This is a genomic window from Streptomyces sp. NPDC048659 (genome assembly GCF_040650575.1).
Classification (GTDB): domain Bacteria; phylum Actinomycetota; class Actinomycetes; order Streptomycetales; family Streptomycetaceae; genus Streptomyces.
The window spans coordinates 28,695-45,437 of sequence record NZ_JBEZHM010000046.1; the positions used below are offsets into that span (position 1 = coordinate 28,695).

Here is a 16,743-nt window from a genome sequence, read left to right on the forward strand (position 1 = left end):
GTCCCCTCGGTGTACTCGCTCAGGGAAGAGGTCCCGAACACCGTCGACGGCCGCCCTGGAGACCCGCTCGACCGACACTAAACGCGGAGCCGGAGGCGCGCTCCGCCCCGCGGTCCCCGGCTCAGAAGTCGGCGCGGTGGTCGGCCACCCACTCCGCGAACGTCCGGGCCGGCCGCCCGGTGATCCGCTCGGCGGTCGGGCCCACCGGCACGTCCACCGGGTCCTGCAGCAGCCAGTCCACCGCCTCCGCCGGCATGCCCTGCCCCAGCCACAGGGCGCGGGCCCCGTCCACCGTGAGCTCCTCGAAGCGCAGTTCGCGGCCCAGGACCAGGCTCAGCGTGCGTACCTGCTCGTGCTTGGCCAGGGACTCCGGCCCGGCGAAGGAGTAGGCCCGCCCGGCGTGCCCGTCCTGGAGCAGCGCCGCCAGCGCCACGTCGGCGATGTCGGCCTCGTGCACCGGGGCGCTGCGGGCCGCGCCGAAGGGGGCGCGAACCAGGTTCTCGGCCCGGATGGTGGGGGCCCACCAGGTCAGCAGGTTGGCCATGAACTCGCCCGGCCTGACGTGCGTCCACTCCAGGCCGGAAGCCTCCACCGCCCGCTCCACCGCGGTGTGGTGGTCGCCGCTGTAGTCCCCGTCCGCGTACTCGGCCGACACCGAGGAGAGCACGACGATCCGCCGCACCCCGGCCTTGGCGGCCCGCGCCGTGAACTCCTCGGCCGTGCCGGGCAGCGGGAACAGGTAGGCCCGGTCGACCCCGGCGAGCGCCGCGTCCAGGCTCGACGGATCGGCGAGGTCGCCGCGCACCACCTCCACCCCCTCGGGCAGCGCGGCCCGCTCGGGTGACCGGGTCATCGCCCGCACCCGCTCGCCCGCCGCCAGCAGGCCCTTCACCACGTGCCGGCCCACGTTCCCCGTGGCACCCGTCACCAGAACGGTCATGTCGTCTCCTTCGTGCGTCGTGTTCCTGTCGTACTGCGGTGTGTGCCGTTCCCGCCGGGCTCCACCGCCCGTCGAGCGGGTGTCGCCACCCTCGGGCAGCGTGCGCGCATCTCCGTGCGCACACTCCAAGTCACGATCCGGGAGGGACCATGAGCGGCGTGGAGGAACGGGTGGCCGTCGTCACCGGGGCGACCAGTGGGATCGGCCTCGCCGTGGCCCGCACACTGGGCCGGGAAGGGCTGCGGATCTTCATCTGCGCCCGGGACGGCGACGCGGTCGCCGAGACCGTCAAGCTCCTGCGGGAGGAGGGCGTGGACGCCGACGGCCGGAGCTGCGACGTGCGCTCCACGGAGCAGGTGGACGCCTTCGTGCGCGCCGCCGTCGCCCGCTACGGCCCGGTCGACGTCCTCGTCAACAACGCGGGGCGCAACGGCGGCGGCCCCACGGCCGAGCTGACGGACGAGCTGTGGCTCGACGTGCTCGACACCAATCTCACCAGCGTGTTCCGGGTGACCAGGGCCGCGCTGACCACCGGCGGCATGCTGGAACGCGGCCGCGGCCGGGTCGTCAACATCGCCTCCACCGGCGGCAAGCAGGGCGTGGTGCTCGGCGCCCCGTACTCCGCCTCCAAGCACGGCGTCGTCGGCCTCACCAAGGCCCTCGGCCTGGAACTGGCCAGGACCGGCGTCACCGTCAACGCCGTCTGCCCCGGGTACGTGGAGACCCCCATGGCCGAGCGGGTGCGCGCGGGGTACGCGGCGGTGTGGGACACCACCCCCGAGGCGGTCCTCGAACGCTTCGAGGCGAAGATCCCGCTGGGCCGCTACAGCACCCCCGAGGAGGTGGCGGGGCTGGTCGGCTACCTGGTCACGGACACGGCCGCGGCCATCACCGCCCAGGCCCTCAACGTCTGCGGCGGCCTCGGCAACTACTGATCCGCCGCGCCGCGCCGCCCCACCCGCGCCCGCCGCCCCGCCCCGCGTCACGCCGGCCCGTCCGCCGCGCCGACGTCCGGGTCCGGGTCGGCGGGCGTCCCCCTGAGCTCGTGGAAGCCGGGGGTGCCCGCGACCAGCAGCGTGCCGTCCCACAAACGTCCCGCCGCCTCCCCGCGCGGCACGCGGGAGAGGACCGGACCGAAGAACGCCACGGCGGGCCGGTCCGGCTCCGCAGGGTCCGACACGGCGACCACCGGGGTGCCGGTGCGCGGGCCGAGCAGGCCCAGCGCGTCGGTGTGCGAGGCCCGCAGCCGCGTGTCGTACGCGGTGCCCGCGCCGGCCGCCGCGAGGCCGGGCGGCAGCCCCGCGGCGGCCAGGGCCACCGCGGGGTCGTCGATCCAGCGCTTGGTGCGGTCGGCCCACAGGGCCTCGTGGAAGCGGACCAGGGCCCGCTGCCCGTGCTCGTGCAGCACGGCCGTCGCGATCCGCGCGGGCACCAGGAGATATCCCTCGGGGTCCCCCTCCGGATCCCCGTCGCGGCCCTCGTTGAGGAAGGTCAGGCTCATCAGGTGCCAGCGCAGGTCCAGCGGGCGGACCCGGGCCGCCTCCCGGAGCCAGCGCGAGGTCAGCAGGGTGTACGGACAGGAGGGGTCGAACCAGACGTCGACGGTTCGGGTGTCCAACGGTCGTCCTTCCTTCGAGGGGTGCCCGGCGCTCGCCGCCGCGCCGCGGGGGGCCGGGCGCGGGACGGGAGGCGTTCACACGGTCGCGTTGCGCATGCCGCGGATGCCGGCCCAGACGCCCAGCACCGCGATGGCGACCGCCGCGACCGCCCCGTACAGCACGCTCGTCTCGGCCATCCGGCCGGCGAAGAGGGCGCGTTCGGCCTCGACCACGTAGGTCACGGGGTTGATCCGGCTCAGCACGTACAGCCAGCCCGGCGCCGACGCCTGGGTGATGGGCAGCAGGACCCCGGAGAGCAGCAGCAGCGGGAAGAAGATCACCTGCTGCACCCCGTAGAAGAGGGTCTGCTGCTTGCGGGAGTGGAGCGCCAGGGTGAAGGAGAGGGCGCCGATCCCGACGCCGAAGACGCTCAGCAGCGCGAGGCCCGCCACGGCGCCGGCCGGGTGGAGGCGGAAGTCGGTGGGCAGCAGCAGGACGAGGATCAGCAGGGCCTGCGTGAGCAGGACCACGACCTCCTTCAGGGTCCGGCCGACGAGCATCGCCGCCCGGTTGAGCGGGGTGACGAGCATCCGCTCGAAGGCGCCCGAGGAGATCTCGTTGAGCAGCGAGGCACCGGCCCCCGCGGTGGCGGAGAGGCCCAGCAGCACGAGCATGCCGGGCACGAACCACTGCCAGGGGGAGCCCGTTCCGGCCCCGCCGCCGCTCGTGCCCATGCCCGGGAGGAGCGGCGCGAACAGCCCGAGGAACAGGAAGGGCAGCATCATCGTGAAGAGGAGCCCGGCGGGCTGACGCAGTTCGGGCAGCAGCTCGCGGGCGAACGCCGTACGGGTGTCGTTGATCACCTTCATGGTCAGGCTCCGGGGTGCGCGTCGGCGGCGTCGGCGGGGGCGGGATCGGCGCTCTCCCGAAGGGTGCGGCCGGTCAGGGTGAGGAAGACGTCGTCGAGGGTGGGGCGGGCGAGCCGGGCGCTGCGCACCCGTAACCCGGCCGCGTCCAGCCGGCGCAGCAGGACCGGCAGCAGGACGTCGCCGTCGGAGGCGCGGACCCGCGCCTCCGTGTCCTCGGCGCTCGCCTCGCGCACGCCCGGGAGGGCGCGGGCCAGTTCGGCCGCCCGTCCCGCGTCGGCGGCGTCGGCGGCCCCCACGGTGACGAGGTCGCCGGCCAGGTCGGCCTTGAGGTTCTCGGGGGAGTCGTCGGCGATCACCCGGCCGTGGTCGACCACCAGCACCCGCCGGGCCCAGAGGTCGGCCTCCTCCAGGTAGTGGGTGGTGAAGACCACGGTGGTGCCGAGGTCCTTGCGCAGGCGCAGCACGTGCTCCCAGATGTTGGCGCGGCTGTGCGGGTCGAGACCGGTGGTGGGCTCGTCGAGGAAGAGCAGCTCCGGCTCGTGGACCAGGGCCATGGCGATGTCCAGGCGGCGGCGCTGGCCGCCGGAGAGCGTGCCCACCGTCCGGGCGGCCAGGCCCTCCAGCTCCAGCGCGCCCAGCAGGCGCTCGGCGCGGGCGCGCGACTCCGCCTTGCCCAGTCCGTAGGCGCGGCCCTGGGTGACGAGCTCGTCGGTGACGCGGAAGTTGGTCCCGGCGCTGTTGCCCTGGCCCAGGTAGCCGATGCGGCGGCGCACCGCGGCGGGGTCGGCCGCGACGTCGTGCCCGGCGACGGTCGCGGTGCCCGAGGTCGGGGGGAGCAGGGTGGTGAGCATCCGCAGGCTGGTGGTCTTCCCGGCGCCGTTCGGGCCGAGGAAGGCGACGACGGATCCCGCTTCGATGTCGAGGTCGAGGCCGCGCACGGCTTCGACGGTCTCTCCCTTGGCGCGGAAACTGCGGGTGAGTCCGCGTGTGTGGATCATGGGTTCTCCCGTACGGGGGTCGTGGAGGGGCGGGGCCTGGGAGGGCACGCTGGTCATGGCTCCGCGGGGGCCGGAGGTCCGGCCCCGGACAGGCCGAGGGGAAGTCAGATGCTCTGGGCTCTTGACTTCTGAGAGCTTAGAAGCGTCAATAACGTCTTTGTCAGCCTCACTGACGGTTCCAGACGCCCCTTCGAACCGCCCGTCACACGCCCCTTCCTCCCCGCGCCGGTACCGTCCAGCGCCCCTCCACCGGCCCGCCAGCGGCGGCGCCCACGCTGGCCGCCCACTGGGCGAGCGGCCGACGGCCGCACGGGAAGGGCGGTGCGTCCCCTTGGCACGACTCACGCGCAGACGGCTGATGGAGCTCTCGGCGGCCTCCGGGGGCGCCACGCTGCTCGGCGGCACGGCGGCGGAGGCCGCCCCGCGCTTTGCCGGCGGCCCGCCGCCCCTGGGGCCGGTGCTGATCGGACCGGCCGACCCCCGGTACGCCGAGCTCACCACCCGCGGGCACAACGGCCGCTTCACGGGCTCCCCGGACGTGGTGCACCTGGTCGGCTCGGCCGAGCAGGTGGTCCGCGCCGTGGACGAGGCCGCCCGCGACCGGAAGCGGATCGCCGTCCGCAGCGGCGGCCACTGCTTCGAGGGCTTCGTGGACGACCCGGCCGTACGGGTCCTCATCGACGTCTCCGAGATGGCGGCCGTCTCCCACGACCCGGAGCGGGAGCTCTTCGCCGTCGAGTCCGGCGCCACGCTCGGGCGGGTCTACCGGACGCTCTACCTGGGGTGGGGCGTGACCCTGCCCGGCGGCGGCTGCCCCACCGTCGGGGTGGGCGGGCACGTCGCCGGCGGCGGATACGGGGCGCTCTCCCGCCGGTACGGGCTGGTCGTCGACCACCTGTACGGCGTCGAGGCCGTCGTCGTGGACCTGTCGGGCCGCGCCCGGATCGTCGAGGCCACCCGCGACTCGACCGGCGCCGAGCGCGAGTTGTGGTGGGCGCACACCGGCGGCGGCGGAGGCACCTTCGGCGTCGTCACCCGCTACCTCTTCCGCACCCCCGGCGCGTCGGGCGCCCCCGGCGGGCTGCTGCCCCGGCCGCCCGCCGCCGTGCGGTCGGTCTCCCTCGGCTGGCAGTGGCAGGACCTGGACCGGGAGGCGTTCGTCCGGCTGCTGCGGGTCCACGGCGACTGGCACCGGCGGCACGCCGGGACCGGCTCCCCGTACGCGGAGCTGTCCAGCGGCCTCACCCTCGGCCACCGGGCGAGCGGCCGGATCACCGTGGACGCCGCCCTCGACGCCTCCCGGCCCCGCGCGGGAGAGCTCCTCGACGCCCTCGTCGCCGAACTCACCGGCGCCGTCGCCGCCCCGTACACGGTCACCGCGGCCACCACACCCTGGCTCAGGTCGGTCCTGGGCGGCGTGCAGTGGCCCGGCGGGGCCCGCTTCAAGTCCAAGTCGACGCTGCTGCGGACCCCCTGGAACGACCGGCAGGCCGGCGTCCTGCACACGTATCTGAACCGGGGCGGCGAGGAGTTCGCCACCGCGGGCGTCTACCTCACCTTCCTCGGCGGCCGGATCAACACCGTCCGCCCCGACGCCACCGCCATGCCCCACCGCGACTGCCTGTTCAGCGTCGTCCACGAGGCCCTGTGGGGCGAAGAGCGGCAGACCGAGGGCCAACTCGCCTGGGTCCGCGGCCTCTACCGCGCGCTGCACGCCGACACCGGTGGCGTCCCCGTACCCGACGAGGCCAACGGCGGCGCCTACCTCAACTACCCGGACACCGACCTCGCCGACCCGCGCTGGAACACCTCGGGCGTGCCCGCGAGCACGCTCTACCACCGGGGCAACCACCGGCGGCTGCAACGGGCCAAGGAACGCTGGGACCCGCTGGACCTGTTCCACCACGCCCTGTCCGTCCGCCCGCCCGAGCGGTTCTCCAGCCGCCGTCCAGGGCCGGGGCCGACGCTGGGGCCCCACTGACCCGCAGTGGAGCCGGACGGAGGACCATGGCACTTCCCGTGACCCACCACACCGAACACGCGATCACGGTGGCCGCCGCGGCGCGGCGCGTCTTCGGCCTGATCGTCGACGTCGGCCGCTGGCCGGAGACCTTCCCGCCCACCGTGCACGTCGAACACGTCGAGCGGGGCGACACGGAGGAGCGCATCCGGATCTGGGCCACCGCCAACGGGCAGGTCAAGACCTGGACCTCACGCCGGCTGCTCGACCGCGAGCGGCTCAGCGTCCGCTTCCGCCAGGAGGTCTCCCAGCCGCCGGTGGCCGCCATGGGCGGGGAGTGGATCGTCGAGCCGCTCTCCGCCACCGAGAGCCGGGTCCGGCTGCTGCACGACTTCCGTGCCGTCGACGACGACCCGGAGAAGACGGAGTGGATCCGGCGCGCGATCGACCACAACAGCGCCGCCGAACTCGCCGCTCTGCGCACCGCGGCCGAACAGGCCGAGAACCGGGCCGAGCTCGTCCTGACCTTCGAGGACACCGTGGAGTTCACCGGCGACCCCAAGGCCGCCTACGCCTTCGTCGACGAGGCCGGCCGCTGGCCCGAGCGGCTGCCCCACGTGGCCCGCGCCGCCCTGGCCGAGGAGACGCCCGGCGTGCAGACGCTGGAGATGGAGACCAGGACGGCGGACGGCTCCTCGCACACGACGAGCTCCGTACGGATCTGCTTCCCGCACGAGCGGATCGTCTACAAACAGCTCGTCACCCCGGCCCTGATGACCGCCCACACCGGGGCGTGGCTGTTCGCCGAGGGCCGGATCACCTCCGTGCACACCGTGGTCCTCGACGAGGACGCCGTCACGGCGGTCCTCGGGCCGGACGCCACCGTCGCCGACGCCCGCCGGTTCGTCCGCGGCGCCCTGGGCCGCAACAGCGGCACCACCATGGAACACGCGGTCGCCCACGTCCGGAGGCAACGGGGCTGACCCACGCACGGAGGGGGGAGGACCGGAGCTCCGGTCCTCCCCCCTCTCGCGCCGTCAGTCCTTCGCGCCCTCCAGCACCGCCTCGGACAGCCAGTCCACCGCGTCGGGATACGTGAACGGGTGCATGAACGCCCCCGCCCGCACGTCCCGGTAGTGCCGCGCCAGCGGATGGTTGCCGGAGTAGGAGGCGCCGCCGATCACCGACAGGCAGTCCGAGACGATCTCCGGCGCCAGCTGGTTCACCATCAGCTTGGCGCGCTGGAAGTCCAGCATCATCCGCCGCCCGCGCTCCGCCGGATCCGTGTCGAAGGCGTACGCCAGGTGGTCCGCCGCCGTCAGGGTGCCGGCCACCGTGGTCCGCAGCGCGTACAGCCGGGCCTCGACCTCGGCGATCAGCGTGCGCGTCGCGGCGCCCGCCGCCGGCAGCCCGCCCCGCCGGGCCAGCTCCGCCACCACGTGGTCGCGGGCGGCCTGCGCCACCCCCACGTAGATCCCGAGCATGGTGATCGAACTGACCGTCTGACCCGCCAGGGCCGCGTCCGAGCGCTCCCCGACCGGCCCCCGCAGGAACACGTCCTCGGCCCGGACCGGACAGTCCTCCAGGAGCACGTCCACGCTGCCCGAGGCCCGCATGCCGAGCCCGTCCCAGTTGTCCAGGACCCTCAGCCCCGGCGCCGTCCGCGGCAGCACCGCCGCCGCCGAGCGCTCCACCCCGGCCACCTCCACCCGCGCCGAGACCACGAAGTCGGTGGCGATCGGCGCCATGCTCGCCAGTGTCTTGCGGCCCGACAGCAGCCAGCCGCCGTCCGGCGCGGGCCGCAGCCGGGTGACCACCCTGCCGCCGCCCGCGTCCTTGACCGTCGTGCACACCACCGCCTCGCCCGCGCCCATGCCCCGCAGCAGCCGCTCCGCGAGCGCCCGCGCCGGCCCGTCCCCGTGCCGCCACTCGTGGGCGAAGGTCAGCCCCCGGCTGAGCTGCATGTGCAGCGCGAGCGCCGTGGACGCGTCCGCCTCCGCCACCGTCGTCAGGGCCAGGCACACGTCGTGCAGCGAGCCGACCCCCAGGCCGCCGAGCCCGTCCGGCACGGTGGCCCCGAGCACCCCGTCCGCGCGCAGCCCCGCGAACACCTCCGCCGGGAAGACACCGGCCCGGTCGGCCCGCCCGGCCCCGGCCCGTACCGCCGGAAGGTGCCCTTCCAGCAGGCCGAGCAGCGCCCGGCCGGAGGCGGTCCTCGGCTCGCGCAGATCGGGCGTGACCGCCAGGGTCCCGTCGTACGTGGTCATCGTGTTCCCCGCTTCCTTCACTCGACTCCCCTTCCCTGCCGCCCGGTTCGGACCGGGACGGCTCCGATGGCGCACGGCGCCCGTCGACGCCCGTTCGAGAGCCGCCGCCCCCTCGGCCGAGGCCCGGGCACCGGCCGGTTCAGCGGGCGGGCCCGTCCGCCGTCTCCCGCAGATAGCGGTCCAGGGCCCGCCGGTGGTAGCCGGGGCCGAACCGCGCCCCGGCCGCCTCCGTCACCAGGCGCCGCAGCTTGACCACCGAGGGGCAGTGCGAGAAGGCGCTGTCGCCCCCGCCCACGACCACCTCCTCGGCGTCCAGACCCAGCCGGCGCTTGAGGTGCGCGACGAGCTCCCGCACCTCCACGCAGTCGCCGGAGGCCACGTTCACGGTCTCGTCGCGCACCCCGCGGGCCAGCAGCCCGTCCACCAGCCCGACGAAGTCCGCCACGTGCAGCAGGTCCCGCCGGGCCCCGGGATGCACCCGGACCCGCCCCTCGCGCAGCTGCGACACCAGCGCCGGGACCAGCCGGAAGTCCGGCCCGTGCGGCCCCAGGACGTACCCGAGGCGCAGCACCAGATGGGCCGCGCCCGACTCCCGCACCACCCGCTCCAGGGCGAACTTGTGCCGCCCGTAGCGGGTGCTCGGCACGAGCGGGTCGTCCTCGCGGCCCCGGCAGCCGGGACCGCCGTACATGCTGGCCGTGGAGAGGAAGACCAGCAGCTCGCCGCGGCGGCGGCAACCGGCGGCCGTCTCCCGCACCAGCGCCGCCTCCCGCTCGTGTTCGCTGTCCGGCAGGTGCTGGCGCGGCACGCCCGCCGCCAGCACCGTCACCCCGGGATGCGACGCGCGCAACGGCCACAGATGCCGGGCGATGAAACCCTTGCCGATGATGTCCATGACCGCGTGACCCTACGGCGCCGGTGCCACCACACCCTCGTGCCCGGCTCGACGGCGGCCCCGGGCGCGGCCAAGCGGAGTCGAGGGGTGATCGAGGACGCCTGCCTAGCGTCCTTTCCATGACGGCGAGGATGACCGACGGCGAGTTGGGGCGTGTGCTGCTGACCCTGCGCGGCGTCCAATGGATTCTGGGCACCAAAGGAGATCCGTACGCGCTGCTGCTCCGCGCGGCCGGAGACGACCCGAACGACCTCGGGCGGCGGGTCCGCGACCGGGGTCCCCTCTACTGGAGCAGCGCCGAGGCGTGGGTGACGGCCGATCACGAGGTGGCCGAGGCCGCCCTGGCCGACCCGCGGCTCACCCCCCGGCCGCCCGACCCCGGCCCCCCGCACGGCGAACCCGCCGGGGAGCCCGCGCCCTGGGACGTACCGGCACTGCGGGAGACGCTGCCGCTGCCCGAGCTGCCGGCCGCGCTCGACCGCGCGGAGTACGAGCGGCTCCACCGCTGGGCCGCGCCGGTGCTGGGCGAGGAGGCCCTGCGCCGCCTGCGCCCGGCGGCCGTACGCGCCTACTGGAGGCGGGCGGTCGCGCTGGGGGAGCGCTTCGACCTGGTCGACGACCTGGTCAGGCCCGCCACCACGGAGGCCGCGCGCGTCCTGCTCGGCGTTCCCGCACGGCACGCCGCGCGCTTCACCCGGCTGTGCGCCGAGGCCGAGGGCGTGTGGGACGCCACGCTCTGCCCGCCGCGCCTGGACACCGCCCGCCGCCACGGCGCCGCGCTCCCGGAGCTCCACGCGCTGCTGGCCGAGACGGTCCGCGAAGCCGGGGCGCGGCGCGCGGACCCCCCGACGGGACGGCCGCACGGACCGGGCCTCGCCGGGCGGCTCCTCGCCGCCCCGGGACCCGACGGGCCGCCCGCGCCCGCCGACGTCCTGACGGTCTGCGCCCTGCTGACCCTGGTGGGCGTCGAGCTCGCCACCACCCTGACCGCCGACGCGGTCGCCCTGCTCCTCGACCACCCCGACCAGTGGCGGGCGCTGCGGGAGGACCCCGGGCTCGCCACCGCCTGCGTCGCGGAGACCCTCCGCTGCGCCCCTCCCGTACGGCTCCACCGGCTGTACGCGGACCGGGACCTGGAACTCGCCGGCACCAAGGTGGCGCGGGGCGAGGAACTGGTCGTGCTCGCCGGGGCCGCGCACCGCGACCCGGACCGTCACACCGACCCGGACCGGTTCGACGTCCACCGGCCCGCCCACGGCCGCCGCCTCCTCCCGGAGGACGGACGCCTCGACGCCCTCGTCGGCCCGGCGGCCCGGCTGGCGGCCGAGGCGGCGCTGCGGGCCTGCGCGGCGGAGCTGCCCGGCCTGGCCGGCACCGGCGAGGTGCTGCGCCGGCTCCGCGCACCGATCACCGGGGGCGTGTTCCGCTTCCCCGTCGCACGCCGGGACACCGGCCGTGCACACCCGACCCCCTGAACCGGACCCAATGACCGCGAGGAAGGCCCCCCATGTGCCGTGTCTGTGGAGGACCCGTCCGTCAGTTCTTCGACTTCGGGCGCCAGCCGCTCTCCGACGCCTTCGTGGACCCCGACCGGGTCGACGAGGAGTACTTCTACCGGCTCGCCGTGGGCCTCTGCGAGTCCTGCGGCATGACCCAGCTCCTGGACGAGGTCCCCCGGGACCGCATGTTCCACGAGGCGTACCCCTACCACTCCTCCGGCTCGGCCCACATGCGCCGCCACTTCGAGCAGACGGCCGGCCGGCTCTCCCGCGCCCATCTGCGCGGCGACGACCCCTTCGTGGTGGAGATCGGCTGCAACGACGGCGTGATGCTGCGGGCCCTGGCCAAGGAGGGCATCCGCCACCTGGGCGTCGAGCCCTCCGGCGGGGTCGCGGAACTCGCCCGGCAGCAGGGCGTCCGGGTCCGCGACGCCTTCTTCGAGGAGGGGACCGCGGCCGAGATCCGGGCCGAGGACGGCGCCGCCGACCTCGTCTACTCGGCCAACACCATCTGCCACATCCCCTACCTCGACTCCGTCTTCCGCGGCCTCGACACGCTGCTCGCCCCGCACGGCGTCTTCGTCTTCGAGGACCCCTACCTCGGCGACATCCTGGAGCGCACCACCTTCGACCAGATCTACGACGAGCACTTCTACTTCTTCACCCTCACCTCGGTGCGCACGGCCGCCGCCCGCCACGGCTTCGAGGTCGTCGACGTCGAACGGCTGCCGGTGCACGGGGGCGAGCTCCGCTACACCCTCCGGCGGGCCGGCCGCGGCGCCCCGAGCCCGGCCGTCGCCGAGCTGGCCGCCGAGGAGGAGCGCAGGGGGCTGTGCAGGCCCGAGGTCTTCGAGGGCTTCGCCGCCGGGATCGAGCGCATCCGCACCGAGCTGACCGACCTCCTGCGCGGCCTGCGGGCCGACGGCAAGCGGGTCGTCGGCTACGGCGCCACCGCCAAGAGCGCCACCGTCACCAACTACTGCGGCATCGGGCCCGAGTTGATCGAGTGGGTCTGCGACGCGACACCCGCCAAGCACGGACGGCTCACCCCCGGCACGCACATCCCGGTCCGCCCGACCGAGGCCCTGACCGAGCCCTACCCGGACTACGCGGTGCTGTTCGCCTGGAACCACGCCGAGGAGATCATGGCCAAGGAGCGGCTGTTCCGCGAGTCCGGCGGCCGGTGGATCGTCTACGCGCCCGAGGTCCGCGTCCTCTGACCCCGCAGAACGCCGTCGGCGAGACCGGCGGTCATTCCCAGCAGACCCCAGCAGACCCCAGCCCCCCAGCCCCCCAGCAGACCCCAGCAGACCCCAGCAGACGAGGACGGTGCCATGGAGTCGCGACAGCTCGCCGTGGACGGCGCGTTCGAGTTCCGGCCGAAGATCTTCACCGACGAACGAGGGCTCTTCGTCTCGCCCTTCCAGGAGACGGCCGCCCGGCAGACCCTGGGCCACCCCCTGTTCCCCGTGGCGCAGACCAACCACAGCCGTTCCCGGCGCGGCACGATCCGGGGCGCCCACTACACCCTCACACCTCCCGGCATCGCCAAGTACGTGTACTGCGCGCGCGGCAGCGCCCTGGACATCGTCATCGACGTCCGGGTCGGCTCGCCGACCTACGGGCGCTCGGAGGCCGTCCTGCTCGACCAGGAGCAGTTCCGCGCCGTCTACTTCCCCGTCGGCGTGGCCCACGCCTTCGTCGCGCTGGAGGACGACACCGTCATGTCGTACATGCTCTCCGGCGAGTACGTACCGGAGAACGAGCTCTCCCTGTCGGTGTACGACCCGGCGCTCGACCTGGCGCTGCCCGAAGGGCTCGACCCGGTCATGTCCCCGCGCGACCGGGCCGCGCCCACCCTGGAGACGGCGGAGAAGTCCGGCACCCTCCCCGACTACCGCCGGTGTCTGGAGCTCGAACGGGCGCTGTGCGGCGGCCCGGCCCGATGACCGGCGGGAGGCGGCCCCCGGCCCACCGGCCGGCCGTCGCCGTGCTCGGCGCGACGGGCTGTGTCGGCCGTGCGGTCACCGCCGCCTTCGAACGGGCCGGCCGCCCGGTCCTCGGAGTGGCCCGGCGCCCGCCGCCGGACCCGGCCGGCCGCCGCTTCCACCCGCTCGACCTCGCCGCCGTCGACGCCGCCGGACTCGCGGAGCTCCTCGCCGCCGCCGGGGTCGGCACCGTGGTCAACGCGGCCGGCGGCTGGGTCACCGGACCGGCGGAGAACGAGCGCGCCCACGTCCGCCTCGTGGAGAACGTGCTCGACGCGTGCGCCCGGCTGCCGGACCCGGTCCGGCTGGTGCAGCTCGGCACCGTCCACGAGTACGGCCCGCTGCCCGCCGGCACCGCCGCCGACGAGACCCTCGTCCCGCGCCCCGAGTCCGTCTACGCGCGCACCAAGCTCGCCGGGGCCGAAGCCGTGCTCCGGGCCGCCCGCGCGGGCGCCGTGGACGGGGTGGTGCTCCGCGTGGTCAACCTCTGCGGACCGGACGTGTCGGCGGCCGGGTTCCTCGGCGCCGCCGTCCGCCGGCTGCGCGCCGCCACCCCGGACCGGCCCGCCGAACTGACGGTCGCCGACGCCCGCCGGGACTTCCTGGACGTACGCGACCTGGCCGCGGCCGTCGTCGCGGCCGCCGCCGCCCCGGTGACCGGACAGGTCGTCAACGTGGGCCGCGGCGAGGCCGTACCCCTGTCCCACCTGCTCGACCTGCTCATCGCAGCCGCCGCCCCGCCGCCCGGCGCGGTACGGCTGCGCACCGCACCCGTCGACTCCCGCGGCGGCGACTGGACCCTGGCCGACATCGGCCGGGCGGCCCGCCTGCTGGGCTGGCGGCCGGAGGTCGACCTGCCGACATCGATCAAGGACATGTGGGACGCGAGCCGCGCGGACCACCCAGTGGAGCACGCATGACCGAAGCCACCACGCGCCGCGCGAGCCCGCGGCGCCCCGCCACCCCCACGGCCCTGCGCGTCGCCGCCTCGGCCCGCGCCCGCGAGGGCGTCCGCACCCCGGGCGACGACGTCCACGACTGGTTCGCGGCGCTCGCCGAACGCTCCTACACCCGGGTCGAACGGGTCCCGCTCGACGGGCTCGACGGCTGGGAGACCGACCCCCGCACCGGCAACCTCCACCACCACACGGGCCGCTTCTTCACGGTGGAGGGCCTCGACGTGCGCATCCCGGGCGGACCGGTGCCCGCCTGGAGCCAGCCCATCATCAACCAGCCCGAGATCGGCGTCCTGGGCATCCTGGTCAAGGAGTTCGACGGCGTCCTGCACTGCCTGATGCAGGCCAAGGTCGAGCCGGGCAACGCGGGCGGGCCGCAGATGTCCCCGACCGTGCAGGCCACCCGCAGCAACTACACCGGCGCCCACGGCGGCCGTCCCGTGCCCTACCTGGACCTGTTCCGGGACCCCGGCCCCCGGGGCCCGCTCGTCGACGTCCGCCAGTCCGAGCAGGGCTCCGCGTTCCACCACAAACGCAACCGGAACATGGTGGTGGAGGCCGACGGCGAGGTGGAGGTCCAGGAGGGCTTCCGCTGGTTCACCCTGGGCCAGCTGCACCGGCTGCTCGCCGAGCGGGACCTGGTCAACATGGACGCCCGGACCGTGCTGTCCTGCCTGCCCTTCGCGCACGCGGAGCTCGCCCGTGAACTCGGGCCGCCCGCCGACCCGTTCCGCGCCGCCCTGTTCCGCTCCTGCGACCCGACGGCCGGGTCCCGGCACTCGCTGGGCTCCGTGCTCAGCTGGATCACCGAGGCCCGGACCCGCACCGAGGTCCGCGCCCACCGCGTCCCGCTCGCCGGACTCCCCGGCTGGCACCGCACCCGCGACCGCGTCTCCCACGACAGCGGGGCCTTCTTCGACGTCATCGGCGTCCGCGTGGAGGCCCGGGGCCGGGAGGTCGTCGGCTGGTCGCAGCCGATGATCGAACCGCACGGCACCGGCGTCGTCGCCTTCCTGACCCGGACCCTCGACGGGGTGCTGCACGTCCTGATGCACGCCCGGGCCGAGGCCGGCTACATGGACGTGGTGGAACTCGCCCCCACCGTCCAGTGCACCCCCGACTCCTACGCGTACCTGCCGGACAGCGCCCGGCCGCGGTTCCTCGACGAGGTGGAGCGCGCGGACCCCGCGCGGATCCGCTTCCAATCCGTCCTCTCCGAGGAAGGCGGACGCTTCCACCACGCGCTCAACCGCTATCTGATCGTCGACACCGACGGCGGACCCGGCGGCCGGACGGACGTCCCGCCCGACGACCCCGACTACCGGTGGATGACCGTGCACCAGCTCGTCGAGCTGCTGCGGCACAGCCACTACCTCAACGTCCAGGCCCGCAGCCTGGTCGCCTGTCTGCAGAGCCTGCTCGCGCCCGAGGAGCCGGCGCCGACCACCAAGAGGAAGGTGCGGTGATGAACGCCGAGAACGTACGACCGGTCACCCGGTGCCGGGTGTGCGGGGCCTCCAACTGGCAGGAGGTGGTCGCCTTCGGCGACGTGCCGCTGGCCAACGCGTTCCTGGAACCGGCCACCTCCTACGAGGACGAGCCGGCCTACCCGCTGGGCGTGCTGTCCTGCCGCTCCTGCCGGCTGATGAGCGTCACCCACGTCGTCGACCCCGAGGTGCTCTACCGCACCTACAGCTACGTCACCTCGGGCTCGGAGACCATGACCCGGCACATGGAGTTCGTCGCGGAGGTCTGCCGCGGGCGCGCCGGACTCGCCCCCGGCCACCTGGTGGTCGAGCTCGGCAGCAACACCGGCCAGCAGCTCGCCGTCTTCGCCCGGGACGGGGCGCGCGTGCTCGGCGTCGACCCGGCCCGCAACCTGACGGCCCTCGCCCAGCGGATCGGGATCCCCACGCTGCCCGAGTTCTTCACCCCCTCCACCGCCCAGGCCGTCGGCCGGGCCCACGGACCCGCCCGGCTGATCCTCGGCCGGCACGTCTTCGCCCACATCGACGACCTCGCCGGAGTGCTCGCCGGGGTGCGCACCCTGCTCGCCCCCGACGGCGTCTTCGCCGTCGAAGTCCCGTACGCCGTCGACCTGCTGGAGAAGCACGCCTTCGACACCATCTACCACGAGCACCTGTCGTACTTCCTGATGCGCACCCTGGACACCCTCTTCACCCGGCACGGACTGAGCCTCTTCGACGTCGAACGGCTGCCCGTCCACGGCGGCTCGCTCCTGGTCCTCGTCGGCCTGCCCGGCGTGCGGCCCGTCACCGAGGCCGTCGGCACGCTCATCGCGGCCGAGGAGCGGGCGGAGCTCGGCACCGACGCCGGCTACCAGGAGTTCGTCCGGGGCGTCCACACCGTCCGCGAGGAGCTCCCCGCCCTGGTCAGGTCGCTGGTCGCGGAGGGCAACCGGGTCGCCGGGTACGGGGCCTCCGCCAAGGGCACCACGATCCTCAACCTCTGCGGGCTCGGCCCGGACGAGGTCGCCTACTGCACCGACACCACCCGGCTCAAACAGGACAAGGTGCTGCCCGGCACGCACATCCCGGTCCGCAGCCCCGAGCACGCCCGCGCCGACCCGCCCGACGTCTACCTGATGCTGGCCTGGAACTACGCCGACGAGATCCTGCGGAAGGAGAGGGAGTTCCTGCGGGCGGGCGGGCGGTTCGTCCTGCCCTTCCCCAAACCTACGGTCGTCTCGGCGGACTCCTTCCGCTGAGCCCGCGGGCGCGCGGCGCGAGGCCCGGCGGACGCCCCACGGCGT

Annotated in this window: 15 protein-coding genes; 9 read left to right on the top strand and 6 right to left on the bottom strand. The window is 74.9% G+C overall.

Going from position 1 to position 16,743, the window contains the following annotated elements; translation table 11 throughout:
- Positions 1 to 121: 121 nt before the first annotated feature.
- Positions 122 to 940: an NAD(P)H-binding protein gene (locus AB0C99_RS28870; RefSeq protein WP_362481048.1), complete on the bottom strand. Its 819-nt coding sequence runs from the start codon at positions 938 to 940 to the stop codon at positions 122 to 124.
- A gap of 149 nt (positions 941 to 1,089) precedes the next feature.
- Here AB0C99_RS28870 and AB0C99_RS28875 point away from each other — a divergent pair, with 149 nt between their 5' ends.
- Complete coding sequence (locus AB0C99_RS28875) at positions 1,090 to 1,875, top strand: SDR family NAD(P)-dependent oxidoreductase (protein WP_362481051.1); 786 nt, start codon at positions 1,090 to 1,092, stop codon at positions 1,873 to 1,875.
- Between the two features lie 47 nt (positions 1,876 to 1,922).
- On the opposite strand, the gene AB0C99_RS28880 is transcribed toward AB0C99_RS28875, so the two are convergent.
- From AB0C99_RS28880 to AB0C99_RS28890, 3 genes are all read right to left on the bottom strand, one after another.
- Positions 1,923 to 2,558, bottom strand: coding sequence for a DsbA family protein (locus tag AB0C99_RS28880; RefSeq protein WP_362481053.1), 636 nt, complete (start codon positions 2,556 to 2,558; stop codon positions 1,923 to 1,925).
- A 75-nt stretch (positions 2,559 to 2,633) separates the two neighbouring features.
- Positions 2,634 to 3,407 carry an ABC transporter permease gene (locus AB0C99_RS28885; protein WP_362481056.1) on the bottom strand — a complete coding sequence of 258 codons (774 nt, stop codon included), beginning with the start codon at positions 3,405 to 3,407 and terminating at the stop codon, positions 2,634 to 2,636.
- A gap of 2 nt (positions 3,408 to 3,409) precedes the next feature.
- Positions 3,410 to 4,405, bottom strand: coding sequence for an ATP-binding cassette domain-containing protein (locus AB0C99_RS28890; RefSeq protein ID WP_362481059.1), 996 nt, complete (start codon positions 4,403 to 4,405; stop codon positions 3,410 to 3,412).
- Positions 4,406 to 4,736: 331 nt separating this feature from the next.
- Here AB0C99_RS28890 and AB0C99_RS28895 point away from each other — a divergent pair, with 331 nt between their 5' ends.
- Both AB0C99_RS28895 and AB0C99_RS28900 read left to right on the top strand, forming a co-directional pair.
- Positions 4,737 to 6,386 (top strand): FAD-binding protein, encoded by a 1,650-nt coding sequence (locus tag AB0C99_RS28895; protein WP_362481062.1) that lies wholly within the window; start codon positions 4,737 to 4,739, stop codon positions 6,384 to 6,386.
- 26 nt (positions 6,387 to 6,412) lie between these two features.
- Positions 6,413 to 7,348, top strand: coding sequence for an aromatase/cyclase (locus AB0C99_RS28900; RefSeq protein ID WP_362481064.1), 936 nt, complete (start codon positions 6,413 to 6,415; stop codon positions 7,346 to 7,348).
- 54 nt (positions 7,349 to 7,402) lie between these two features.
- On the opposite strand, the gene AB0C99_RS28905 is transcribed toward AB0C99_RS28900, so the two are convergent.
- On the bottom strand, positions 7,403 to 8,632 hold the full coding sequence (locus AB0C99_RS28905) for an acyl-CoA dehydrogenase (protein ID WP_362481066.1): 1,230 nt from the start codon (positions 8,630 to 8,632) through the stop codon (positions 7,403 to 7,405).
- A gap of 139 nt (positions 8,633 to 8,771) precedes the next feature.
- Positions 8,772 to 9,527 carry an NAD-dependent epimerase/dehydratase family protein gene (locus AB0C99_RS28910; RefSeq protein WP_362481069.1) on the bottom strand — a complete coding sequence of 252 codons (756 nt, stop codon included), beginning with the start codon at positions 9,525 to 9,527 and terminating at the stop codon, positions 8,772 to 8,774.
- 119 nt (positions 9,528 to 9,646) lie between these two features.
- Here AB0C99_RS28910 and AB0C99_RS28915 point away from each other — a divergent pair, with 119 nt between their 5' ends.
- The 6 genes from AB0C99_RS28915 to AB0C99_RS28940 all read left to right on the top strand — a co-directional run bounded on the left by AB0C99_RS28915 (position 9,647) and on the right by AB0C99_RS28940 (position 16,698).
- Positions 9,647 to 11,002 (top strand): P450-derived glycosyltransferase activator, encoded by a 1,356-nt coding sequence (locus AB0C99_RS28915; RefSeq protein WP_362481072.1) that lies wholly within the window; start codon positions 9,647 to 9,649, stop codon positions 11,000 to 11,002.
- 32 nt (positions 11,003 to 11,034) lie between these two features.
- Complete coding sequence (locus AB0C99_RS28920) at positions 11,035 to 12,246, top strand: class I SAM-dependent methyltransferase (RefSeq protein WP_362481075.1); 1,212 nt, start codon at positions 11,035 to 11,037, stop codon at positions 12,244 to 12,246.
- A 114-nt stretch (positions 12,247 to 12,360) separates the two neighbouring features.
- Entirely contained in the window at positions 12,361 to 12,975 is a 615-nt protein-coding gene (locus AB0C99_RS28925) for a dTDP-4-dehydrorhamnose 3,5-epimerase family protein (protein WP_362481077.1), read from the top strand.
- Entirely contained in the window at positions 12,972 to 13,934 is a 963-nt protein-coding gene (locus AB0C99_RS28930; protein WP_362481080.1) for an NAD-dependent epimerase/dehydratase family protein, read from the top strand. The genes AB0C99_RS28925 and AB0C99_RS28930 overlap by 4 nt, the downstream gene beginning before the upstream one ends.
- Positions 13,931 to 15,436: an NDP-hexose 2,3-dehydratase family protein gene (locus AB0C99_RS28935; protein ID WP_362481083.1), complete on the top strand. Its 1,506-nt coding sequence runs from the start codon at positions 13,931 to 13,933 to the stop codon at positions 15,434 to 15,436. The genes AB0C99_RS28930 and AB0C99_RS28935 overlap by 4 nt, the downstream gene beginning before the upstream one ends.
- A complete protein-coding gene (locus AB0C99_RS28940) occupies positions 15,436 to 16,698 on the top strand; it encodes a class I SAM-dependent methyltransferase (RefSeq protein WP_362481085.1) in 1,263 nt (420 codons plus the stop codon). Before AB0C99_RS28935 ends, AB0C99_RS28940 begins: the two co-directional genes overlap by 1 nt.
- The last annotated feature ends 45 nt before the right edge of the window (positions 16,699 to 16,743 follow it).